The 22,805-nt window shown below is 72.3% G+C and carries 21 protein-coding genes and 1 pseudogene; 5 read left to right on the forward strand and 17 right to left on the reverse strand.

Annotated elements, in window-relative coordinates:
* Positions 1–2: 2 nt before the first annotated feature.
* The 9 genes from mnhG to IFT77_RS03985 form a co-directional block, all read right to left on the reverse strand.
* Positions 3–572, reverse strand: coding sequence for a monovalent cation/H(+) antiporter subunit G (gene mnhG, locus IFT77_RS03945; protein WP_192169254.1), 570 nt, complete (start codon positions 570–572; stop codon positions 3–5).
* A complete protein-coding gene (locus tag IFT77_RS16705; RefSeq protein WP_123546477.1) occupies positions 569–832 on the reverse strand; it encodes a monovalent cation/H+ antiporter complex subunit F in 264 nt (87 codons plus the stop codon). The genes mnhG and IFT77_RS16705 overlap by 4 nt, the downstream gene beginning before the upstream one ends.
* Positions 829–1,464 carry a Na+/H+ antiporter subunit E gene (locus IFT77_RS03955; protein WP_192169255.1) on the reverse strand — a complete coding sequence of 212 codons (636 nt, stop codon included), beginning with the start codon at positions 1,462–1,464 and terminating at the stop codon, positions 829–831. The genes IFT77_RS16705 and IFT77_RS03955 overlap by 4 nt, the downstream gene beginning before the upstream one ends.
* Positions 1,461–3,056: a Na+/H+ antiporter subunit D gene (locus tag IFT77_RS03960; RefSeq protein WP_371740917.1), complete on the reverse strand. Its 1,596-nt coding sequence runs from the start codon at positions 3,054–3,056 to the stop codon at positions 1,461–1,463. Before IFT77_RS03960 ends, IFT77_RS03955 begins: the two co-directional genes overlap by 4 nt.
* Positions 3,053–3,661, reverse strand: coding sequence for a Na(+)/H(+) antiporter subunit C (locus IFT77_RS03965; RefSeq protein WP_192042020.1), 609 nt, complete (start codon positions 3,659–3,661; stop codon positions 3,053–3,055). Before IFT77_RS03965 ends, IFT77_RS03960 begins: the two co-directional genes overlap by 4 nt.
* Entirely contained in the window at positions 3,658–6,654 is a 2,997-nt protein-coding gene (locus IFT77_RS03970; protein WP_192169506.1) for a Na+/H+ antiporter subunit A, read from the reverse strand. Before IFT77_RS03970 ends, IFT77_RS03965 begins: the two co-directional genes overlap by 4 nt.
* Positions 6,655–6,796: 142 nt before the next feature.
* Positions 6,797–7,594: a trehalose-phosphatase gene (gene otsB / locus IFT77_RS03975; protein ID WP_192169256.1), complete on the reverse strand. Its 798-nt coding sequence runs from the start codon at positions 7,592–7,594 to the stop codon at positions 6,797–6,799.
* Positions 7,591–9,087 (reverse strand): trehalose-6-phosphate synthase, encoded by a 1,497-nt coding sequence (locus IFT77_RS03980; protein WP_192042022.1) that lies wholly within the window; start codon positions 9,085–9,087, stop codon positions 7,591–7,593. The genes otsB and IFT77_RS03980 overlap by 4 nt, the downstream gene beginning before the upstream one ends.
* A gap of 117 nt (positions 9,088–9,204) precedes the next feature.
* Positions 9,205–9,975 (reverse strand): fructosamine kinase family protein, encoded by a 771-nt coding sequence (locus tag IFT77_RS03985; RefSeq protein ID WP_192169257.1) that lies wholly within the window; start codon positions 9,973–9,975, stop codon positions 9,205–9,207.
* 17 nt (positions 9,976–9,992) lie between these two features.
* Between IFT77_RS03985 and IFT77_RS03990 the strand changes: the two genes are divergently transcribed.
* Together IFT77_RS03990 and IFT77_RS16710 are read left to right on the forward strand one after the other, a co-directional pair.
* Positions 9,993–10,991 carry a magnesium transporter CorA family protein gene (locus IFT77_RS03990; RefSeq protein WP_192042024.1) on the forward strand — a complete coding sequence of 333 codons (999 nt, stop codon included), beginning with the start codon at positions 9,993–9,995 and terminating at the stop codon, positions 10,989–10,991.
* A 98-nt stretch (positions 10,992–11,089) separates the two neighbouring features.
* Positions 11,090–11,809: pseudogene (locus tag IFT77_RS16710) on the forward strand (sugar phosphate isomerase/epimerase family protein); the annotation flags it as partial.
* 134 nt (positions 11,810–11,943) lie between these two features.
* Here the strand turns inward: IFT77_RS16710 and IFT77_RS04000 are convergent.
* Entirely contained in the window at positions 11,944–13,101 is a 1,158-nt protein-coding gene (locus tag IFT77_RS04000; protein WP_192169258.1) for an SLC13 family permease, read from the reverse strand.
* 148 nt (positions 13,102–13,249) lie between these two features.
* On the opposite strand from IFT77_RS04000, the gene IFT77_RS04005 reads away from it, so the two are divergent.
* A complete protein-coding gene (locus tag IFT77_RS04005) occupies positions 13,250–13,429 on the forward strand; it encodes a hypothetical protein (protein ID WP_123546487.1) in 180 nt (59 codons plus the stop codon).
* Between the two features lie 95 nt (positions 13,430–13,524).
* On the opposite strand, the gene IFT77_RS04010 is transcribed toward IFT77_RS04005, so the two are convergent.
* Positions 13,525–14,796 (reverse strand): mechanosensitive ion channel family protein, encoded by a 1,272-nt coding sequence (locus tag IFT77_RS04010; protein WP_192169259.1) that lies wholly within the window; start codon positions 14,794–14,796, stop codon positions 13,525–13,527.
* A 61-nt stretch (positions 14,797–14,857) separates the two neighbouring features.
* On the opposite strand from IFT77_RS04010, the gene IFT77_RS04015 reads away from it, so the two are divergent.
* Positions 14,858–15,691 carry an alpha/beta hydrolase gene (locus IFT77_RS04015; RefSeq protein ID WP_371740918.1) on the forward strand — a complete coding sequence of 278 codons (834 nt, stop codon included), beginning with the start codon at positions 14,858–14,860 and terminating at the stop codon, positions 15,689–15,691.
* A 52-nt stretch (positions 15,692–15,743) separates the two neighbouring features.
* Here IFT77_RS04015 and IFT77_RS04020 read toward each other — a convergent pair whose 3' ends face one another.
* The 4 genes from IFT77_RS04020 to IFT77_RS04035 form a co-directional block, all read right to left on the reverse strand.
* Complete coding sequence (locus IFT77_RS04020) at positions 15,744–15,980, reverse strand: hypothetical protein (RefSeq protein ID WP_123546489.1); 237 nt, start codon at positions 15,978–15,980, stop codon at positions 15,744–15,746.
* Positions 15,981–16,174: 194 nt separating this feature from the next.
* On the reverse strand, positions 16,175–17,080 hold the full coding sequence (locus tag IFT77_RS04025; RefSeq protein WP_192169261.1) for a glycine betaine ABC transporter substrate-binding protein: 906 nt from the start codon (positions 17,078–17,080) through the stop codon (positions 16,175–16,177).
* A gap of 68 nt (positions 17,081–17,148) precedes the next feature.
* Positions 17,149–18,102, reverse strand: a complete 954-nt coding sequence (locus tag IFT77_RS04030; RefSeq protein WP_192169262.1) for a proline/glycine betaine ABC transporter permease — start codon at positions 18,100–18,102, stop codon at positions 17,149–17,151.
* Positions 18,099–19,403 carry a betaine/proline/choline family ABC transporter ATP-binding protein gene (locus IFT77_RS04035; RefSeq protein WP_192169263.1) on the reverse strand — a complete coding sequence of 435 codons (1,305 nt, stop codon included), beginning with the start codon at positions 19,401–19,403 and terminating at the stop codon, positions 18,099–18,101. Before IFT77_RS04035 ends, IFT77_RS04030 begins: the two co-directional genes overlap by 4 nt.
* Before the next feature lie 499 nt (positions 19,404–19,902).
* Between IFT77_RS04035 and IFT77_RS04040 the strand changes: the two genes are divergently transcribed.
* Complete coding sequence (locus IFT77_RS04040; RefSeq protein WP_192169264.1) at positions 19,903–21,450, forward strand: amino acid permease; 1,548 nt, start codon at positions 19,903–19,905, stop codon at positions 21,448–21,450.
* 24 nt (positions 21,451–21,474) lie between these two features.
* Here the strand turns inward: IFT77_RS04040 and IFT77_RS04045 are convergent, their stop codons facing one another.
* Positions 21,475–22,245, reverse strand: a complete 771-nt coding sequence (locus IFT77_RS04045; RefSeq protein ID WP_192169265.1) for an SCO1664 family protein — start codon at positions 22,243–22,245, stop codon at positions 21,475–21,477.
* On the reverse strand, positions 22,242–22,805 hold the full coding sequence (locus tag IFT77_RS04050) for a DUF3090 domain-containing protein (RefSeq protein WP_192042034.1): 564 nt from the start codon (positions 22,803–22,805) through the stop codon (positions 22,242–22,244). The genes IFT77_RS04045 and IFT77_RS04050 overlap by 4 nt, the downstream gene beginning before the upstream one ends.

Below are 22,805 nucleotides of genomic sequence, written 5' to 3' on the forward strand. Positions count from 1 at the left end.
CCTCAGCCGAGGCCGGGATCGGGGGCGTGGTGGTGCCCGCCCTTGACGTGCAGCGGGGCGTCGTGCTCGCGCTCCCTGGCCTCGTCGTCGTGGGCGTCGTCGTCGCCCTCGGAGTCGTCGAGCCCGTCCGCCCGGTCGAGCTCGACCGCCAACGCGTCGGCCGACCCCACCGGCAGGGTCGACGGGTCGACGTCGGAGAGCGACTGGCCGTCGGCCACGAGCTCTTCTCCCGCGCGGGCGACCGCCTCGTCGAGCTCGTCGACGACGAGCATGTCGCGGCGGAGGTCGCCGTTGCGGTAGCCGGCCCGGCCGATCATGTGCGCCGAGATCGGCGCCGTGAGCATCTGGAAGACCAGGACGACCACCAGGGAGGCGATGGTCCCGAGGTTGTGCTGGTCGAGGGCGATCGCCGACAGCATCAGGATCAGCCCGAAGATCTGCGGCTTCGTGGCGGCGTGCATGCGGGTGAGGGCGTCGGGAAACCTGAGGAGCCCGACGCCGGCGGCGGCGGAGAGCGTCGCACCGGCGACCAGCAGGACGGCGCTCGAGATCGTGTAGAACTGGTCGCTCATGACGGGTCCTGCCTCGACACGTAGCGTGCCACCGTGATCGAGCCGAAGACGGCCGTCAGGGCGAGCACGATGATGACGGGCAGGGTGCGGGTGTGGTTCCCGAGCACCATGTCCGCGGCGAGCACGCAGATGAGGGTCGTGAGCAGCATGTCGCTCGCGATCATGCGGTCGAGGATGGACGGCCCCCGCACGATGCGGAGCACCGACGCGAGCGCGGCGAACGCGAAGAGCACGCCGACGACCCAGGAGACGATCGTCACGAGGCGACCCCCTTGTTCTTCTCGTTCACGGGCAGCTCGGCGCCGGACCGGTCGGTCGGGGCGTCCTCGGTGGCGGGCGTGCCGTCGGCGATGCGGCGGAGGTCGTCGGCGCTGCCGAGGGCGCGGGCGATGCGCTTCTCGAAGCCGAGGACGCTGTGCCGCACCTCCTCGACGCCGTCCGCGTCCTCGACCGCGAGGGCGTGCATGTACAGGATCGACCGCTCGCGGTCGGCCTCGACGACGAGCGAACCGGGCACCAGCGAGACGGCCTCGGCGACGAGGGTCATGATGAAGTCCGACCGGGTGTGCAGCTGGACGGCGACGATCGCGTTGCTCGTCACGCCTCGGGGCCGGACGGCCTTCCAGGCCACTTCGACCGACGCGATGACGAGGTCGAAGAGGAAGCGTCCGAGGAAGACGAACGCCCAGCCGATGTTGAACCGCCCGCTCAGCTCGACCGGCGGCAGGAAGAAGACCCGCGTCACCAGCAGCGCCACGAGCACGCCCGTGACGAACGAGAGCACGGTCAACTGGTTCCAGAGGAACATCCAGAGGACGACGAGGCCGACGAGGAGGGGCAGCTGACGGAGCAGGCTGCGTCCGACCTCGTGGGCCGAGGGCCGGGCGGTCACGGTGCGCTCCCCTCGTTCTCGGCGGTGTCGCCCTCACCCGAGGGGAACACGAGCTGCACGTACGAGTTCGAGCCGTAGACCTTGCCCGCCGCGCGCTCGGCGACCCCGTAGAGCGGGCCGGCGAACACGGTCAGCACGAGCGAGACGCCGACCATGCCGACGGTCGCGCCGATCATCGTGCGCGGGTTGGCGCGCTTCGCCTGGACGGCGGTGCGGCCGGGCGCCTCCTCGAGACGCTCGGTGAGGGGCGACTCGTGGTCCTCGACGTCGCTGCCGGGGCGCCAGAAGGCCAGGTTCCAGGCCCGCATCAGGGCGTAGAGCGTGAGCAGCGACGTGACCGCGCCGGCACCGATCAGCACGTAGACGAGCGGGTCGTCGAGGCGCGCGCCGGCGTCGAAGAGCGCCACCTTGCCGATGAACCCGGAGAACGGGGGGATGCCGCCGAGGTTGAGGGCCGGGATGAAGAAGAGCACCGCCACCACGGGCGCCGCCTTGAGCAGCCCGCCGAGGCGCAGCACCGAGGCCGTCCCACCCCGCCGCTCGATCAGCCCCGCCGCCAGGAACAGCGTGGTCTGCACGGTGATGTGGTGCACCACGTAGTAGATCGTCGCGGCGAGCCCCTCGACGGTGCCGAGGGCGATGCCGAAGATCATGTAGCCGATGTGGCTGACCAGGGTGAACGACAGGAGGCGCTTGATGTCCGCCTGCGCCACCGCCCCCAGGATCCCGATCACCATCGTCAGCAACGAGATGATCAGCAGGTAGACGTTGACGTTGCTCTCGACGAAGAGCACCGTCTCGGTCCGGATGATGGCGTACACGCCGACCTTCGTCAGCAGGCCCGCGAACACCGCCGTGACCGGGGCCGGCGCGGTCGGGTACGAGTCGGGCAGCCAGAACGACAGCGGGAAGATCGCCGCCTTGATGCCGAAGGCCGTCAGCAGCATCACGTGGATGATCGTCTGGACGTCCGGCGGGATGGTGTCCATCTTCTGCGCGATGTCGGCGATGTTGACCGTTCCGAGGGCGCCGTAGATCATCGCGATCGAGGCGAGGAACAGCACGCTCGACAGCAGGCTCACCACGATGTAGGTGACGCCCGCCCGGATGCGCTGCTCGGTGCCGCCGAGGGTGATGAGCACGTAGCTCGCGATGAGCAGCATCTCGAAGCCGACGTAGAGGTTGAAGAGGTCGCCCGCCGCGAACGCGTCGAAGACGCCGGCGGCGAGGATGAGGTACGTGGGGTTGTAGATCGAGACGGGGGCGTCGCCGTCGCCGTCCGCCGAGCCCTGCCCGACGGAGAACACGAAGACCGCCAGCAGCACGACCGACGAGATGGTGAGCATCAGCGCCGCGAGGCGGTCGACCACGAGGAGGATGCCGAAGGGCGCCTCCCACCCGCCGACCTGCACCGCGATCGCGCCGTCGCGGTCGACGACGACGAGGAGGACGGCGCTGATGGCCACGACGACCGCCAGCGCGGCGATCGTGAGCACGGCCTGGAGCCGGGGCCGCCGGGTCGCGACGAGCGCGGCGCCCGCACCGATCAGGGGCACGAGCACGACGAGCGGGACGAGGAAGTCGAGGTTCACGATCGGCCTCCTCTCGGGTCGTCACGGTAGGTGCCACGGTCGCGGGCTCGTTCGGGGTGGGCCGGGTCGTGGTCGGGAGCGTGCTCCGGGTCGGCCACCGGGATGGTCTCGCTCGGGGCGTGGTCCCAGGGGTCGTCGTCGTCGTCGAAGGACGACTTCGGCACGGCGGCCTCGGCGTCCGGGCCGAACTCCGTGTCGCCGTCGCTCTCGTCGTCGCCGTCGCCCTGCGTCTCGTCCTCGGCGGGCACCCCGCGGATGCCGATCTCCAGGTCTTCGAGGTCGTCGGCCACGTCGTCCTCCTGCGCGAGCCGCCAGGAGCGGTAGATGAGGGCCAGCAGGAAGGCCGAGACGCCGAAGGTGATGACGATGGCCGTGAGGATGAGCGCCTGCGGAAGCGGGTCGGCGAAGCTCGACTCGGGCACCTGCCCGTCGGCGATCGGCGCCTCGCCGCTGCGGCCGGACATCGTGAGGATGAGGATGTTCGTCGCGTTGCCCACGAGCAGGAAGCCGAGCAGCACACGGGTCATGCTGCGCTCGAGCATGAGGTAGATGCCGCACGCGTAGAGCGCCGCCATCACGACGATCAGGATCAGCGACGCGCTCATGCGGGGCCCTCCGCCTTGGTGGTGGCCGTGACCGAGGCGTCGCCGCGGTCGTCCTCTTCCTCTTGCCGGTCGACCTCGGCCCCCAGGCTGCGGAGCACGTCGAGCACGAGGCCCACCACGACGAGGTAGACGCCGATGTCGAAGAACGTCGACGTGACGAACTCGACGTGGCCGAGCAGCGGCACCTCGCCCTCGAACCAGGTCGAGGTCAGGGCGTCGACGCCGAAGAAGAGGGGCACGACGGCGGTGGCGACGACGATCAGCAGACCGCTGCCCAGCACCTTGCCGGCGTCGAGGGGCGCCGCGGCGCCGAGCTCGAAGCGCCCGCCCGCGAGGTAGCGCGCCACGAAGGCCATGCCCGCGACCAGGCCGCCGGCGAAGCCGCCGCCCGGCAGGTTGTGACCGGCGAAGAGCAGGTAGATCGAGACGACGACGATGGCGTGGAAGAGCAGCCGGACGACGACCTCGAGCAGGATCGAGCGGTTCTGCGGCGCCAGCTTCCGGCCGGCGAGCAGCCAGGCACGCCGGTCGCCCTCGACCTCGGAGCCGACCGCCGTGCTCGACGAGGCGTCGGCCCGGTCGGCCTGGCTGCCGCCGGCCTCGGAGCCGGGGACGACGGGCGCGGGCTCGAGGGCCGGGCGCACCCGGGCGAGGAAGCGCTGGGCCCGGGTGCGGCGCGCGGGTCGCGGCAGCATGTCGGTGCGCGAGGTGAGGAACACGAGGCTCGCCACGCCGGTCGCGGCCGCGATCAGCACGCTGATCTCGCCCATCGTGTCCCAGCCGCGGATGTCGACGAGGGTGACGTTGACGACGTTCTTGCCGTGGCCGCCGACGACGGCGAGCTCGGGGAACGCGCTCGAGATCGTGCCGCCGCTGCGGGCGCCCAGGGCGACGACGGCGATGGTCGCCATGACGCAGCCGACCGAGACGCCGATGACGGCGCGGAGCGCCCGGTGCGACCGGCCGTTCCGGTCGCCGAGGCGGGCCGGCAGGCGCCGGAGCACGAGCACGAAGGCGATGAGGGTGATCGTCTCGATCAGGGCCTGGGTGAGCGCGAGGTCCGGGGCGCCGTGCAGGGCGAACAGCGCGGCCATGCCGTAGCCGGTCACGCCGACGAGCACGACGGCCTGGAAGCGCTTGTTCGACCGCGCCGCGGCCACGGCGCCGACGATCATGAGTCCGCCGACGGCCAGCTGGGCCGGGTAGTCCCAGATGACGGCCGCGTCGGGCCAGCTGCGGTTCGACGACAGGGTGACGATGCTCGACACGACGAACACGACGAGGATCGTGCCGAGGTAGAACGGCAGCGAGCCGCGCTGGGTCGCCGCCGTCGTGCGCGACGCCGTCTTGTCGATGCCGGTCATGATCCGGACGTAGCCGTCGGAGGCGCGGGGCAGGAACGAGACCGCTTTCTGCACCGAGGAGACCCGCTCGCGCTGCCAGAACATCACGGCGCCGAGCACGAGCGAGAGGACGGTGAGAGCGAGGGCCGGCTCGAAGCCGTGCCAGAGGGCGAGGTGGTACGGGCCGTGCTCGCCCTCGACGTGCGGCAGCGTGTCCGCGTAGCGCGCCATGACGCGGTCGACCGGGGCCGCGACGAAGCCGAGCGCGAGGCTGAGCGCGGCGAGCACGGCCGGCGCGGCGAGGAAGTCGATGTGCTCGCGGACGAAGTCGACCGGGGCGACGTCGCGCTTGCGGGCGAACGCCCCCCAGAGGAACCGCAGGCTGTAGGCCGTGGTGAGGACGGAGCCCACGACGACCCCGACGAGCGCGATCACGCCCCAGGCGCTGCCGTGCTCGGCGTCGGCGAGCAGGGCGGAGAGCACCGCCTCCTTCGCGACGAAGCCGAACGTCGGGGGCACGCCCGCCATCGACGCGAGCGCGATGACGGTGATGACGGTGAGGACGGGAGCCTGCCGGCCCAGGCCGCTCAGCTTGCGGAGGTCGCGCGTGCCGGTGCGGTGGTCGACGATGCCGACGACGAGGAACAGCGTCGCCTTGAACAGGGCGTGCGCGACGAGCAGCGCGAGCGCCGCGAGCCCCGCGTCCCGGGTGCCGTAGCCCGCGATGATCGTGAGGAAGCCGAGCTGGCTGACCGTGCCGTAGGCGAGGACGAGCTTGAGGTCGTGCTGACGGAGGGCACGGTAGCCGCCGAGCAGCATCGTCACGACGCCGACGGTGACGACGACCTCCTGCCAGCCGGGCGAGTCGTGGTAGCCCGGCGCGAAGCGGGCGACGAGGTAGATGCCCGCCTTGACCATGGCCGCGGCGTGCAGGTACGCGCTCACCGGGGTGGGGGCGGCCATGGCCGCGGGCAGCCAGAAGTGGAACGGCACGAGGGCCGACTTCGACAGCGCGCCGATGAGCACCAGGATCACCGCGACGGTGACCGCCGTGCCGCTCGGCGGCGACGCGACGAGGGCCTCGATGGAGGAGGTGCCCCCCTGCACGCTGAGGACCACGAGCCCGACCAGCATGGCCAGCCCGCCCGCCGTGGTGACGATCAGCGCCTGGAGCGCGGCCCCGCGGCTCGCCTGCTTGTTCGTGTAGTGACCGATCAGGAGGTACGAGAAGACGCTCGTGGCCTCCCAGAAGACGAAGAGGACGAAGACGTCGTCGCTGGTGACGAGCCCGTACATCGCCCCGGCGAAGGCGACGAGCACGGCGGCGAAGCGCGCGAGGCTCTTCTCCCCCGGCTTGAAGTAGCGGGAGCAGTACACGAGGACGAGCCCGCCGACGCCGGTGACGACCAGGGCCAGCACCCACGACAGCACGTCGAGGCGGAGCGTCAGCGTGATGCCGAGCTGCGGGATCCACGGCACCGACTCGACGACCTGCCCCTGGGACAGGACCTGTGGCCCCTGCAGGGCGGTCATCACCATGGCGGCGAACGGCACGGCCGAGGCCCACAGGAAGAGCGACGGCCCAAGCCGGCGACCCAGTGCGGCGACGACGATCGAGGCGGCCGCGAAGGCCGCGAGAGCAGCGATCATCATGGTGCACCTCCGTCGGCTGGCGAGTTCGTCGGTCGTTCGGGCTGATCGGCGACGAGGAGTCGGGCGGAGAGGTCAGCTTACCTTGCGGTCACCTGGGAGGACCGCCCGAGGGCGACGCCGCCGGCGGACACATGCGCGGTCACGCATGTCCCAGGTGCTCACGCAGGTCGGCGAGCTCGCCCAGCAGCCGTCCGATCGCCGCCGGGTCGGCGACGCGGTGGCTCGCGGCGGTCTCGCCCGGCCCCACCCGGATGCCGAGGTCGCCCTCGCCGAGCGACCGCAGGGCGTCCTCGTCGGTGACGTCGTCGCCGGCGAAGAGGACGGCGGTGGCGCCCACCGCCTCGCGCAGCCGCGCGACCCCGTCGTCCTTGCCGGTCGGGCGGACGGCGTACTCGCGCACGTTCTTGCCCTCGCGGCCGTGCACGCCGGGCTCGTCGGCGAGGCGCTGCCGGACGGCCTCGCGCACCTCCGTCGTCGTGGCCTCGTCGGCGAGACGCGTGTGCAGGGCGAGGCCAGCCGGCTTCTCCTCGACGAAGACGCCCTCGCGACCGTCGGCCACCGTGTGCAGCGCCTCGGAGATGACCGCGCGACGGGCGAGCTCGTCGTCGGTCAAGGAGGTCACCTCTCCCCCGATCCGCACCTCGATCCCGTGCGACCCGACGAGCAGCACCTGCTCGGGCATCTCGCTGATGCGGTCGAGCGACGCGAGGTCGCGGCCGGAGACGAGGGCGACGGAGGTGCCCTCCATCTCGAGGAGGCGACGGATCGCCTCCTTCGACTCGGGCAGCGGGCGGGCCGCCATCGGCTGGTCGACCTCGGGCGCGAGGGTGCCGTCGAAGTCGAGGGCGACGAGGAGGCGCGGGGTCGTCGCGAGACGGCCGAGCGCGTCCGAGAGGGCTCGCGACTCGTCGTCCGTGGTCAGGGGGGTCGTGGTCACGAGGCGTCCTCCTCGGCGGGTGCCGTGATCTGCTGGCCAGGGCGCACGTTCTCGAGCGCCTGCAGGAACGACGCGGACCAGCTGGCCACGTCGTGCTCGAGCACGCGCCGACGGAGGGCGCGCATCCGCGTCGTCCGGTCGCGACGCGGCATCTCGATCGCCCGCATGATGGTGTTCTTCAGGCCGCCGATGTCGTGCGGGTTGATCAGCAGCGCGGACTTAAGCTCGTCGGCGGCGCCGGCGAACTCGCTGAGCACGAGCACGCCGTCGTTGTCGCGGCGGACCGCCACGTACTCCTTCGCGACGAGGTTCATCCCGTCGCGGAGGGCGGTGACAAGCATGATGTCGGCGGCGAGGTAGAGCGCCACCATCTCCTCACGCGGGTAGCCGTGGTGGTGGTAGCTGATGGCCGTGTGGCTCATCGTCGCGTAGTCGCCGTTGATGCGGCCGACGGTCAGCTCGATCTCGTCGCGGAGGGTCTTGTACGTCTCGACCCGCTCGCGGCTGGGGCTCGCGACCTGCACCAGCGTCGCGTCCTCGACGCTCAGGCGGCCGTCGGCGAGCAGCTCGCCGAACGCCTTCATCCGGTGGCGGATGCCCTTCGTGTAGTCGAGCCGGTCGACGCCGAGCATGACCGTCTTCGGGTTGCCGAGGCCGGCGCGGATCTCGGCGGCCCTGGCCTGGATGTCGGGTCGCGCGGCGAGCTCCTCGTAGCTGGCGGCGTCGATCGAGATCGGGAAGTGCTTGGCCAGCACCCGGCGCACCTTCGTGCCGCGGCGGGTCACGTGCGAGGACCCCGTCGTCGCGTCGTCGTCGACCGGCACCTCGACGTAGGGGCGGGTCGTCCCGTAGCCGAGCAGGTGGCGCACCGCGCGGGAGAAGTTCGAGGCGTCGTCGCCGCGCTGGAACCCGATGACGTCGGCGCCGAGCAGCCCCTCGAGGATCTGGCGGCGCCAGGGCAGCTGCGAGAAGATGCCGAGCGGCGGGAACGGGATGTGGTTGAAGAAGCCGATCGTCACGTCGGGACGCGCCTCGCGCAGCATCTTCGGGACGAGCTGCAGCTGGTAGTCCTGCACCCAGATCGTGCCGCCCTCCTCGGTGATCTCGGCGGCGCGGTCGGCGAACCGCTGGTTCACCTGCACGTACGCCTCCCACCAGAGCCGGTGGTAGGTGGGGGCGGCGATGACGTCGTGGTAGAGCGGCCAGAGCGTGTCGTTGCTGAAGCCCTCGTAGTAGCGCTGCACCTCCTCGGCGCTCAGGGGCACGGGCACGATGTGGATGCCCTCGTCGACGAACGGCTCGAACTCGAGCTCGGGCTGGCCGGCCCAGCCGACCCAGGCCCCGTCGTTCGCCTTCATGACGGGCTCGAGGGCGGTCACGAGGCCCCCCGGCGAGTGCTGCCAGGACGCGGAGCCGTCCTCGGCGATGACGCGGTCGACGGGGAGGCGGTTGGAGACGACGACGAAGCCGTAGCGCTCAGCGGTGTCAGACATGGGGGTGATCAGCTCCGTTCGACCCCCGGGAGACGGGGGACGGCCAGATTATCAGCGCGCTCGTCCGGGCCCCCGGCGAGGCCTGTCCCCCGGGCGTCCCTCCCCCGCGCGCCCGGCTCAGACGAGCCGGAGCACCTGTCCCGCCGCCTCGGCGAGCGCCCGGCCGTAGCTGCGACCGTGGCCAGCCGCGTGCACCGCGAGCGGGTGCAGCTGGTGGAGCGGCACGCGGTCGCGCCAGCCGTCCCGGAGGGGCGAGGCGTCCTGGTAGCCGGCCAGCGCCTCCTCGAGGAAGGGGAGGCCGAACAGCTGCAGCATCGCCAGGTCGGTCTCGGGATGGCCGCCGTGCGCGGCCGGGTCGATCAGGACGACGCCGACCGCGTCGACCAGGACGTTGCCGCTCCAGAGGTCGCCGTGCAGACGCGCCGGCTCGGCGTCGTCGTCGAGGGCGCCCGACGCGACGGCCCCGCAGGCACGTTCGACGAGGTCGAGCTCGTCGCGCGTCAGCGACCCTGCCTCGACGGCCGTCCGGGCGAAGGGCAGCACGCGCTGGGCGGCGTAGAAGGCGCCCCAGCTGTCGCGGGGCGTGCACTCCTGCTGCCGTCGACCGATGAAGACGGGGCCGTGCCAGCCCGCAGGAGGCGCCCCGAAGGCGTCCGCGCCGGCCGCGTGGGTGGCGGCGAGCGCCGCGCCGAACCGCCGTGCCGCCTCCGGCGTCGGGCGGGTCTCGTGCACGGCCTCGAGCGCGATGCGGCCTGCCGAGACCGACTCGACGGCCACGATCCTCGCGCCCCCGCGGGGCGTGGCCTCGGCGAGCCAGGCGAGGCCGGCCGCCTCGGCCTCGAAGAAGTCGTCGGGGGCGTCGGCGCGCTGCTTCACGTGCGGGGTCACGTGGATAGCATGCCCCCATGACCGAGGCCCCGACCGCGACCCGCACCCCGACGCAGACCCGCGCGTACCGGGGCGGGCGGCTCGTGGCGCAGGGGTTCCCCCTCGCCGACGTCAGCGACCACCTCGAGACCGAGGGCTGCACGGTGTGGGTCGACCTCACCGACCCGACCGAGGCGGACTTCGACGACCTCGAGGACGAGCTGGGGCTGCACGAGCTCGCCGTCGAGGACGCCCTGCAGGACGGCCAGCGGCCGAAGGTCGACCGCTACGAGAACCACCTCTTCACCGCGCTGTACGACGTCTCGTTCGACGCGGCGTCGGGCGAGCTGACGACGAGCGAGGTCAAGGCGTTCCTGACCGCGAAGGCGCTCGTGACCATCCACCACGCCGACTTCGACGCCTCCCGGCTCGAGAAGGCGTTCGACCAGAGCCCCGACCTCGCGGCGCACGGGGTCTCGTTCCTGCTCTGGGGCGTCCTCGACGTCGTCGTCGACCGCCACTTCGAGGCCGTCGACGCGCTGGACGACGAGATCGAGGGCATCGCCGACGACCTCTTCGACCCTGCGCCCCGCGCCCTCGACGTGCAGAAGCGCTCGTTCGCGCTGCGCAAGAGCCTCGTGCGGCTGCGGCGCGTCGCCTCGCCCATGCGCGAGGTGCTCAACACCCTGCTGCGCCGCGACCTGCACGACCTCGACCCGGTGATGCAGCCCTACTACCAGGACGTCTACGACCACGTCATCCGGGTCGCCGAGCAGAACGACTCGCTCCGCGACCTCGTCTCGACCATCCTCGACACGAACCTCAACCTGCAGTCGAACCGGATGAACGGGATCATGAAGAAGGTCACGAGCTGGGCCGCGATCATCGCGGTGCCCACCGCCATCACCGGCTTCTACGGCCAGAACGTGCCGTACCCCGGCTTCAGCACGTTCGGTGGCTTCGTCACCTCGTGCGTGCTCATCGTCGGCGTGGGCGGCGTGCTCTGGTGGCAGTTCCGCAAGCGCGACTGGCTGTAGGAGGCGGCCGCCGGGCCCCGGGGGCGTTCCCCGGCCGTTCGCCCGACGTTCACCCCTGCTCGGCTCCCCCGCCGCGGGTCCGGTCGTAGCCTGGCCGCGTGATCACGGTCGGAACGAGCACGTCCTGCGTCTCCCCGCTCCCCGTCGACGAGGCCTTCCGCCTCGCGAGCACCACCGGCTTCGACGGGGTGGAGGTGATGGTGACCGCCGACCGGGCGAGCCGGGACGCCCGGCTGCTCCGCGCCTCCTCGGCTCGCTGGGGGCTGCCCGTGTTGTCGGTGCACGCACCGGTGCTGCCGCTCGCGCACTTCGCCCTCGGCCGCGACCAGGGCGAGAAGCTGCGACGCTCGGCCGAGCTGGCCGCCGAGCTCGGCGCGGCCACCGTGGTCGTCCACCCGCCGTTCCGCTGGCAACGACGGCACGCCGCGCGGTTCCTCGACCTGGTCCGGGAGCTGGCTGCCGCGACGGGCGTCGAGCTGGCGGTCGAGAACATGTTCCCGTGGCGGCTGGGGCCCGTCGTCGCCGACGTCTACTCCCCCGGGCACGACCCCTCGGCCCTCGACGTCGACGCGGCCGTGCTCGACTTCTCGCACGCCGCCGTCGCCGGGCGGGACGCGCTCGACCTCGCGCTGGCCCTCGGCCCGCGCCTCCGTCACGTGCACCTCTGCGACGGGGTCGTCTCGACGCGGCCGGGCGGCCTCGTCGACCAGCACCTGGTGCCGGGCACGGGCGACCAGCCGGTCGCCGAGGTGCTCGGGCACCTGGCACGGTCGGGCTGGTCAGGGGCGGTGGTCGCCGAGGTGCACGCCCGCGGCCGGGCGACGGACGAGGCGGTGCTCACGGACATGCTGCGGCGCACGCTGAGGCACGCGCGAGCAGCACTGGCCGCCGGCGCCGCGTCCGCGGACACTGCGTCAGCGGGCACCGCGTCCGCGGGCGGAGCCTCGGCGGCCTACGCCCCGACCAGCACCGTGGCGACGACGGCGAGCGGCACGGCGACGACCGCGACCCCGAGCCCGCCGAGCACGACGCCGCGCCACCTCACCTCGACGCCCATCGAGGTCAGCCGCCCGTGCCAGAGCAGCGTCGCGAGCGAGGCCCAGGGCGCCACGAGGCAGCCGACGTTGACGCCGACGAGCACGGCGACGAGCCGCAGCGGCGAGCCGGCGACGGGCTCGAGGGCGAGGTAGGCAGGCAGGTTGTTCGCGACGTTGGCGGCGGCCGCGCTGCCGGCGGCGAGGCGCAGCAGGTCGGGCAGCCCGTCGCCCGAGCCGACGAGCACGGCGAGAGCGTCGGCGAGCCCGAGCGAGTGAGCCGCCTCGACGACGACGAAGAGGCCGCTGGCGAAGACGATCGTGCCCCAGGGGACGAGGCCGAGCCGCAGCGTCGACGGGCGACGCACGGCGGTGACGACGACGAGCACCAGCGCGGCCGCCGCCGCCGGGATCCACACCTCGATCCCGCTGACGAGCGCCGGCACGAGCAGCGCCACGGCGACGGCGGCCACGACGAAGAGCACGCGGTCGCCCGCCTCCTCCCGCCCGGGAGACTCGAACCGCCCGCTCAGCTCGCGGCGGTAGCGGATGCCGACGGCGGCGACCGGCACGACGGCGGCGACCACGGCCGCCGGCGCCACGAGCGCGGCGAAGGAGGCGGGCGACGGCGACCCGAGGGCGTCGAGGGCCAGCAGGTTGGTCAGGTTCGACACCGGAAGCAGCATCGAGCCGCAGTTCGCGAGCCACACCGTCGTGAGGGCGAACGGCATCGGCGGCAGCCCGACGCGTCGAGCGACGAGCACGACCACGGGGGTGAGCAGCACGGCCGTCGTGTCGAGCGAGAGGAAGATCGTGCAGCCGAGCGCGAGGACGACGACGAACGCCCACAGCACCACGACGCGGCCGCGCGCCGCCCGGGCGGCGAATCCGGCGAGCCAGGAGAAGAGCCCCGCCTCGGCCGCGAGCTCCGACACGATCGTCAGGGCGACGACGAAGCCGAGCACCGGCGCCACGCGCTCGACGAGCGTGCCCAGCTCCTCGAGGGTGAGGACCCCGGCGAGCAGGGCGACGAGCCCGACGACGAGCAACGCTGCTCCGAGCACGGCAGTGCGCACCAGGTCTCCTCCGGCTGACGAGCCCGGACCGGGCGAGCCGGGCAGCTCACCCTACGGCCCCGCGACCTGCAGGGACTGCACGGATCCGCGCCGGTGCGCGGAGCGGCCTGACGAGTACGGTGGACCCACCGATCACCAGGAGAGAACCGTGCGCAAATTCCTTTTCAACGGAGCGATCATCAGCTCGCTCTTCTCGGGCGTCAGCCTGCTCAAGAGCCTCAGCTCCGGCCCCCGCGACTGGCGGCTGCTGCTCACCGCCGTGGCCTGGGCGGCCACGACGGCCATCGCGGTCGGCAACGTCGTCGAGGCCGCGAACGAGAACGACTGACCGCTCGGCCCTCGGCCGGCTGACGAGCCGGCACAGGCACGGAGGAGGCGCGTCCCCGGTCGGGGGCGCGCCTCCTTCGTGCCTGCGGACCGGGCTCAGCGGTCGGGGCGACCGGTCGGGCGGCCGTCGAACGAGCGGTCGACGCGCGGGTCGCGCTCGTCCTCAGCGCCCATCGTCGGGGCGTAGGGCCGCGGCTCGGGGTCGGCGTCGCGCTGGATCGGGATCGCCTGGGTGAAGAGCTGGGTGCGCTCCGAGCCCGCGTTGTCGCCCGAGAAGAGCCCGCCTGCGTCCGAGGTGGACCGTGCGGGACGACGGGTCGCCGGCTCGGGCTCGGCCTCGACCGTCTGCACGCGGGTGCGCGGCACGGCCTGGGGCGAGACGCGGTGCAGCCACGAGACGAGGTCCTCGCGCACGAGGCAGCGCAGGTCGAAGAGGGTGCCGGCGTCCTTGGCGGTGACGAGCACCCGGACGCGCACCCAGCCGCCGGTCGCGTCGGTCACCTGGAGCACCTTCGTCCGGCGGTCCCAGAGGTCGGTGCGCTCGAGGATGCGGTCGAGCTCGTCGCGCATCGCCCCGGGGTCGACGCGCCAGTCGAGGTCGAGCTCGACGGCGCCGAGCAGCTCGCTGTTGCGGCGGGTCCAGTTCTCGAACGGCGTGGTGGTGAAGTAGGTCGACGGCAGCACGAGGCGGCGGTCGTCCCAGATGTGCACGACCACGTACGAGAGCGTGATCTCCTCGATCAGGCCCCACTGGCCCTCGACCACCACGACGTCGTCGATGCGGATCGCGTCGCTGAAGGCGAGCTGGATCCCCGCGAACACGTTCGCGAGGGTCGACTGCGCGGCGAGGCCCGCGACGACCGAGACCAGCCCGGCGCTCGCGAGGACGCTCGCGCCGACCGCCTCGACCCCGGGGAAGCCCAGCAGGATCGCACCGGCCGCGATGACGACCACGACGACCATGGTCAGGCGACGGAGGATCAGCACCTGGGTGCGCACCCGTCGCGCGATCCGGTTGTCGGCGGTGTCGATCCGGTAGCGCGCGAGCCCCAGGTCCTCGAAGAACAGGGCCAGCGCGCCGACGAACCAGGCCACGACGACGATCACGGCGACGCGGAAGAGCTGCGCCACGACGTCGTCCCCGGCGTACGGGGAGCCGAGCAGGGCCGGCAGGGAGGTGCGGAGGGCGATCGTGAGGAGGACGACGAGCAGCGTCCAGCGGAACGGACGGCGCATGCGCTCGACGAGCGCCTTCGCCCACTCCTTCTTCTTCGCGACGAGCCCCACGACGAGGCCGACCGCGGCCGAGACGACGAAGGTGAGCACGACGGCAGCGGCCACCGAGATGAGCAGTTGGATCCAGGGCATCCGTCCACCCTGTCGCACCGGGAGGACGCCCGGCCGACCTCGGTGCCGTCAGACTGGGACCGTGAGTCGATCCACAGGTTCCCGTCACGACGACGCCACGTCCTCGTCACCTCCCGGACGCCGACGCCGCGGCTCGCCGCGCAGCCGGACGCGTCGCGTGCTGAAGGCCGTGGCTCTCGTGCTGTTCGCCGTGGTCGTCCTGGTGGCGACCGGCTTCTTCGTCTGGGCCAAGACGCCGATGTCGGCCACCGCCTCCTCGCTGGCCGCCGTCGCGGACGACCCCCGGGTCGACGTCGTCGACCAGCCCGACGTCGTCGTCATGCGCCCGGCCCGGACGACGGCGCTCGACCAGGGCCTCGTCTTCGTCGCCGGCGCCCGCGTCGACCCGCAGGCCTACGAGCAGGTGCTCGCCGGGCTCGTCGCCACCGGCGTCACTGTGGTCGTCGAGCGCCCGGTGCTCGGCTTCGGCGTCCTCGATCCTCGTCCGCTCAGCCACTTCACCGACCTCGCGCCCGAGATCACGAACTGGGCGGTGGGCGGGCACTCCCTCGGCGGGGTGCGCGCCTGCCAGTACGCCGCCGACGACCCGGCCGTCGACGGCCTCGTCCTCTTCGGCTCGTACTGCGCGACGACCGACCTCTCGGGCCGCGACGATCTGCCGGTGCTCAGCCTCGGCGGCGGCGAGGACGGCCTGAGCACGCCCGACGACATCGAGCGGTACCGCGACATGCTCCCGGCCGACGCGACCGTCGTCGAGGTCCCGGGCCTCGCCCATGCCCAGTTCGGCAGCTACGGCGAGCAGCCGGGCGACGGAGAGCCGTCGATCAGCGACGAGGAGGCGCGGAGCCGGATCGACCGCGAGCTCACGTCGTTCTTCGCAGGCGTGGGCGGCTGACGGACCCGTCACCGACCTCGGGCCTGCCGACGACGATGCCGCCGACGGAGGGTCAGACGGAGCGCTTGCGGAGGCGCAGCGCCTCGAGTGCCATGCCGAGCGTCGCGTAGCGGCCGACTTCCTCGGCCCAGGCCGGGTTCGGCCCCTTGAGGGCCACGTGCACGCCGCCCTCGTCGCGGACGTGGCCGAGGACGCGGTCGGGAGTCGACACCTGGACGAGCCCGCCGGAGACGATCCGGGTGCTGAGCTGCGCGCTGCGGCGGAGGGGCTCGACGGCGATCGTGGTCACGGGGTGGCGCCTTTCGTGGGGGACGTGCGAGATCGACGGTACCCGCGCCTCCCCTGTTCTCCCCTGGGGCTCTGCCGTGCGTCCCCGGTGGTCCGCCTGTGCGGACGCCCGGCACCGGGGTACGACGACGCCCCGCCCGGCGGGGCCGGACGGGGACGATCGTGCCCGCAGATCGCGGGACGAGGAGGTGCGGGTCAGCTGGTGAGGCCGTCCACGTAGTCCTGGTTCTCGGTGATCCACTGGTCGACGACCTCGGTGTAGTCGCTGCCGTCGACGCCGCTGTTGAACATGGCGTTCTCCAGCGACGAGAGGGTCTCGGTCTCCATCTCGAAGCCCTCGAGCCACTCGGTCAGCTGCGGGAAGTTCTCCGTGAAGCTCTTGCCGCCGAACGAGTGGATGCCCTCGGCGTCGCCGAGCGTGCCCTTCGGGTCGGCGAGGTCCTTGATCGGGAACGCGTCGTAGGCCCAGTGCGGGCTCCACAGGGTCACGGCGATGTTCTCGCCGGCCTCGGTGGCGCTCTTCAGCTCGGTGAGCATGGCCGCCGTGGACGACGTCTGCAGCTCGAGGGCGTCGATGCCGTAGTCGGGGATGGTCGCGTCCTGCACGGCCGTCGTCAGGCCGGCGCCGGGCTCGATGCCGACGATGGAGCCGCCGAAGAGGTCCGCGTTCGCGTTCAGCTCCTCGATCGAGTCGATCGGGGCGTCGGCGTTGACCGCGACGGCGAGCTTCGCGTCCTCGTTCCACGCGCCGAGGTCGGTGAGGTCGTCGCCGTACTGCTCGACGTAGTCCGCGTGGGTGGTCGGCAGCCAGGTGTCGAGCACGACGTCGTAGTCGTCGGTGGTGAGGCCCGAGTAGACGGGGGCGACGTCGGCCATCTGGAGGTTGACGGTGTAGCCCTCGTCCTCGAGCACCGACTTCCAGAGCCAGGAGGCGGCGATGCCCTCGTCCCAGCCGTTGAAGACGGCCAGCTCGACGACGCTCTTGTCACCGTTGTCGAGGGTCTCGGCCGAGGACGAGCTCCCGGGGGGCGAGCAGGCGGCGAGGCCGAGGACGGCGGTCGTGCCGAGGGCGACGGAGGCGGCGATGGTGCGCTTCTTCATGGGTGTCCTTCCGGGGACGATCGGTGTGTTCGAGGTGCTGGTGCTGGTGCTGGTGCTGGGACGCGGCATCACGCGCCGGCCCCCACGGGGGCGGGCTGCTCGCTGTCGGCGGTGCGCGCCTCCTGGGTGCTCGGCGACGGGGCGGGAGCGTCGTCCCGGCCGGCACCGCTGCGGAGGGGGCGTCGCCGTGCCCGACGGTCCGCGCCGAGGGCGGCCGTCATCCGGTCGAGGATGATCGCGAGCACGACGACCGAGATGCCGGCCTCCGCCCCGAGCGCGATGTCGATCCGGTTGAGGCTCGCGACGATGTCGCCGCCGAGCCCGCCCGCACCGACCATGCCGGCGATGACGACCATCGAGAGCGAGAGCATGATGACCTGGTTGACGCCGGCCATGATGCTCGGCTTCGCGAGGGGCAGCTGGATCTGGCGGAGGATGCGCCACGGCGACGAGCCGAAGGCGTGGCCGGCCTCGACGACCTCCTCGTCGACCCCGCGGATGCCGAGCTCGGTGAGCCGGACGCCGGGAGCCATCGCGAACACGACGGTCGCGACGATGCCGGGGACGACGCCGATCCGGAACAGCAGCAGGGCGGGGATCAGGTAGACGAACGCCGGCGTCGTCTGCATGAAGTCGAGGACGGGCCGGATGATCTGCGACGCCAGGTTCGACTTGGCCGCGAGCACGCCGAGCGGGATGCTGAGGGCGATCGCGACGGCTCCCGCGACGAGGACCAGCGCGAGCGTCGACATGGCGTTCTCCCACTGGCCGAGCGTGCCGATGAAGAGCAGGCCTGCCGCGGTGCCGAGGCCGAACTTCCAGCCCTTGGCGAGGAACGCGAGGGCCGCGACCACGACGACGACCGCCCAGAACGGAGGTGCGCTCAGGGCGTACTCGACCCACTCGTAGAAGAACGTGACGATGGCGCGGATGACGGAGAAGAAGCCGCCGAGGTAGGTGGTGACCCACTCGACGACGACGGCGACGGCGTCGCCGAAGGGGATGCGCAGGTACTCGTTCATCGGAGGGCTCCCTCGGTGGTCGCGGTCGGGACGCCGGCAGGTGCGGCGAGGGTCTCGTCGAGCTCGCTCTCGGAGTAGCGGGTCACGGGCTCGAGCACCGGGATCGGGGACGTCGAGGTGTCGACCCCGCCGAGCGCGGCGAGCAGCGTGACGCGCGGGATGACGCCGATCAGGCGGTCGCGGTCGTCGACCACGGCGATGGGCAGGGGGCTCTCGACGGCCAGCTCGAAGAGGTCGACGAGGGCGGCGTCGGGGCCGACCTTCGCGAACTCGGCGTTGACGATCGAGGCGAGGTCGGTGTCGGCGGCCTTGACCTGGCGCATCACGTGGCCGTCGCGCACCCAGCCGAGCAGCTTGCGGTCGCGGCCGAGCACGAACAGCGCCGCGGTCTGCAGGTCACGCAGCGTGCGGAGCGCGCCCCGCGGGCCGGCCGTCAGCTGGACCACGGCGCGGGCCGGCTCCATCACGCTCGACGCGGTGAGCACCCGCGCACGGTCGACGTCCTGCACGAACTGGGCGACGTAGTCGTTCGCCGGGTCGGTGAGGATGTCCTCCGGCGTGCCGATCTGCACGATGCGGCCGTCGCGCATGACGGCGATCCGGTCGCCGAGGAACATCGCCTCGTTGAGGTCGTGGGTGATGAAGACGATCGTCTTGCCGAGGGTCGCCTGCAGCTCGAGGAGCTGCTCCTGCATCTCGCGGCGGATGAGCGGGTCCAGGGCGCTGAACGCCTCGTCCATCAGCAGGATGTCGGTCTCGGCGGCGAGCGCCCTGGCCAGGCCGACGCGCTGCTGCATGCCGCCCGACAGCTCGGAAGGCAGCTTGTCCTCCCAGCCGCCGAGGCCGACGACCTCGGTCATCTCCCTCGCCTTGGCGAGACGGTCGGCCTTGGGGACGCCCTGGACCTCGAGGCCGTAGGCGACGTTGTCGAGCACGGTGCGGTGCGGCAGCAGCGCGAAGTGCTGGAACACCATCGACACGTTCTGACGCCGCACCTCGCGGAGGCGCGCGGCGGGCACGTCGGAGATGGCGGACCCCGACACCTCGACCGAGCCGGAGGTGGGCTCGAGCAGGCCGTTCAGCATCCGGATGAGCGTCGACTTGCCGGAGCCGGACAGGCCCATCACGACGAAGATCTCGCCGAGCTGCACGTCGAAGGAGGCGTCGATGACGGCAGCCGTGCCGAGGGACGCGGCCTCGGCTCGGGTGGCGCCCGCCTCCAGGCGGGTCACGGCGTCCTTGGGGCGGCGGCCGAACACCTTGTACAGGTTCCGGGCTCGCACTGCGGGGGTGGTGGTCACGGGCTCTCCATGCGCACGCCGAGAGGGGCGTCCGGCCGCTCGGGCCGGAGCCGTCGGCGGCGTCCAGGTCGGGCGGACGGGTCGACGGCACGTGCGGGACGGACCGGCTCAAGCGGCGCGTGACCGGCGTCGTGCCTGGTCTGCCTCGCGAACCCGTACCCCGCTGGGCCGGTCACGGGACCGGCGCCGGCGCCACCAGACCGTACGTCGCCTCGGCCCGGTGGTCGTGGGGGCCGACGGCAGCGCGTCCTGATGATGACGGACCCGGGTGACCGGGTCGACACGACGGTAGCGTGGACGACACGTGACGACCAAGTCGCCGACCCCCGCGCGGGGGACCGTGCGCGTCCCCCGCGACGGCGTGTCGCCCGTGCCTGCGCGGTTCGCGATCGAGACCCCATCGTTACAGAGCCTGCACGCAGCGGACCGCGCCTCCTCGTCCCGCGCGCTGCGGCCGGAAAGAGTGCACATCGTGCACCCGGGGGTCTACGGTCGTGCCATGACGAGTCCCTCGAACGAGGGAGGCCCCGCCGCCTCCCCCGACCACGTCCCCCAGGATTTCTCGCACGAGCAGGAGGGGTTCCACCAGGGCCTCAAGCCGCGCCAGCTCCAGATGATCGCCATCGGCGGCGCGATCGGCACGGGGCTGTTCCTCGGCGCCGGCGGCCGTCTCGCCTCGGCGGGGCCCGCGCTCGCGATCGTCTTCGCGATCTGCGGCGTCTTCGCCTTCTTCATCCTGCGCGCCCTCGGCGAGCTCGTGCTGCACCGCCCCTCCTCGGGCTCGTTCGTCTCGTACGCCCGTGAGTTCTTTGGCGAGAAGGCCGCCTACGCCGCTGGCTGGATGTACTTCCTCAACTGGGCCATGACGGCCATCGTCGACGTCACCGCCGTGGCGCTCTACCTGCACTACTGGAGCGCCTTCACCTCGGCGCCGGACTGGCTGCTCGCCCTCGTGGCCCTCGCCGTCGTGCTGTCCGTCAACCTGCTGGCGGTCAAGGTGTTCGGCGAGATGGAGTTCTGGTTCGCGATCATCAAGGTCGCGGCCCTCGTGGTGTTCCTGGTCGTCGGGGTCGTCTGGCTCGCCGCGTCGTTCCCCGTGACGAGCGGCGGGGAGTCGATCGACACGGGCTGGTCGGTGATCGCGGCGAGCGGGATCCTGCCGAACGGCATCCTGCCCGCGGTGATCGTCGTCCAGGGCGTCGTGTTCGCCTACGCGGCGATCGAGCTCGTCGGCACGGCGTCGGGCGAGACGCAGCACCCCGAGAAGGTCGTGCCCCGGGCCATCAACACCGTCATCATCCGCATCGCGGTCTTCTACGTCGGCAGTCTCGTGCTGCTCTCGCTGCTGCTGCCCTACACGTCGTACGAGGCCGGACAGAGCCCGTTCGTCACGTTCTTCGGCAGCATCGGCAGCCCCGAGGTGGGCGAGGTGGCCGGCTCGATCATGAACTTCGTGGTCGTCACCGCCGCGCTCTCGAGCCTCAACGCGGGCCTCTACTCGACCGGGCGCGTGCTGCACTCGATGGGCATGAACGGCTCGGCGCCGAAGTTCACGACCAAGATGTCGAAGGGCGGCGTGCCCTTCGGCGGCATCCTGCTGACCGCGAGCATCACCCTGCTCGGCGTCGTCCTCAACGCGGTCGTCGGCGCGAACACGGCGTTCGAGATCGTCCTCAACATCGCCTCGCTCGGCATCCTCACCGCGTGGGGCACGATCATCCTCTGCCAGATGCGGCTGCGGCAGTGGGCCAAGGAGGGCAAGGCGGAAGAGCCGTCGTTCCGCCTGCCCGGCGCCCCCGTGACGAGCTATCTCACGCTGGCGTTCCTGCTCGCGGTCGTCGTGCTGATGGCGATCGACTGGCCGATCGGCTCGTTCACCGTCATGTCGCTCGTCGTCATCATCCCCCTGCTGGTGCTCGGCTGGCACCTCCAGCGCGACCGCATCCTCGCGGCAGCACGGCTGCGTGAGGGCATGACAGGCGCCTACCCGGTCACCGGTCGCGACGCGTCGTCGCAGCTGCCCCGTGACGACCGCGGACAGGACTAGCCCGCGGCGCTCAGGTCGCCGGGGTCAGAACAGCGGCCACGGGACGGCGGGCGCCTGGCCCTCGGGCTCGGGGAAGGCGCCCGTCGACCGCAGACGGCTGCACCGGGCGCGGAGAGCCGCGAGCTCGGCCTCGGTGACCAGCCCGCCGAGGACGGCGCCCAGTTCACCGTCGAGCTGCTGCTCGACCCGGGCGACGCCGTCGAGCTCGTCGCCGGTCAGGGGCTCGCCTGCCCAGCCCCAGAGGACGGTGCGGAGCTTGTGCTCGGCGTGCAGGGTCAGACCGTGGTCGACTCCGTGTCGTCGGCCGTCCGGCATCGCCAGGACGTGGGCGCCTTTGCGGTCCGCGTTGTTCACGACGACGTCGAAGACGGCCATCCGGCGGAGGGCGGCCGAGTCCTCGTGGACGAGCGCCACCGGCTCGTCGTCCTCGTCGAGGCCCTCGAGCACCGTGCGCCAGCCGTCCTCGGGCACGTCGGCCGAGGGCAGCAGGTCGACGGCGTCCTGCTCGGGGTCGACGTCGCACCAGAGCTGCACCATGCCAGGGCCGAGGGGGCCGTCACGGAGCCAGGTGCGCGGCACGACGTCCCAGCCGAGGGCCTCGGACACGTGCCAGGAGGCGACCTCGCGGGAGGCGAGGTCGCCGTCCGGGAAGTCCCACAGGGGGCGTTCGCCCGCGATCGGCTTGTAGACGACGACCACGCCCTCGATCTCGCCGACGAACGTCGCGTTGGAGGCGGTGGTCACCCGGCCCGTGAGCGTCAGCTCCCCCGTCACCAGGTCGGGCCCGGTCGTCACCAGGAGTCGCCGGGGACGGCGCAGACGTGGCCCTCGGGGTCCATGGGCGCGCCGCAGAGGGGGCAGAGCGGGCGGCCGGCGCCCACGACCTCGAGGGTGCGGGCGGCGAAGGCCCTGGCGGTGCCGACGGGGAGCCTCAGGGTCATCATCTCGACGGGCTCGACGGCGTCGTCCGCATCGAGGTCGACGTCGAGGTCGTCGCCGGGATCGGCGAGGGGGTAGGCCTCGACGACGACCTGGGCGGTGGACGGGTCCCAGCCGAGGCTCAGGGCGCCGACACGGAACTCGGCCTCGACCGGCTGGTCCAGGGGCGCGTGGTCGACGAGCTCCTCGGGCGTCGTCTCGGGCACGCTGGCGGGGTTCCCCTCGACGCGGCGCACCTCGTCGAGGATCTCGTCGATCTTGTGCGCGAGGACGGCGGACTGCTCCTTCTCGAGGGCGACGCTGACGACGCGTCGGCCGTCGCGGGCCTGGAGGTAGAAGGTGCGGGCTCCGGGCAGCCCGACGGTGCCGACGACGACGCGGTCGGGCCAGTCGAACCCGTGGACGATGGTGGGCAT

Origin of the sequence: Frigoribacterium sp. CFBP 13729 (assembly GCF_014841875.1) — a bacterium.
Taxonomy (GTDB): domain Bacteria; phylum Actinomycetota; class Actinomycetes; order Actinomycetales; family Microbacteriaceae; genus Frigoribacterium.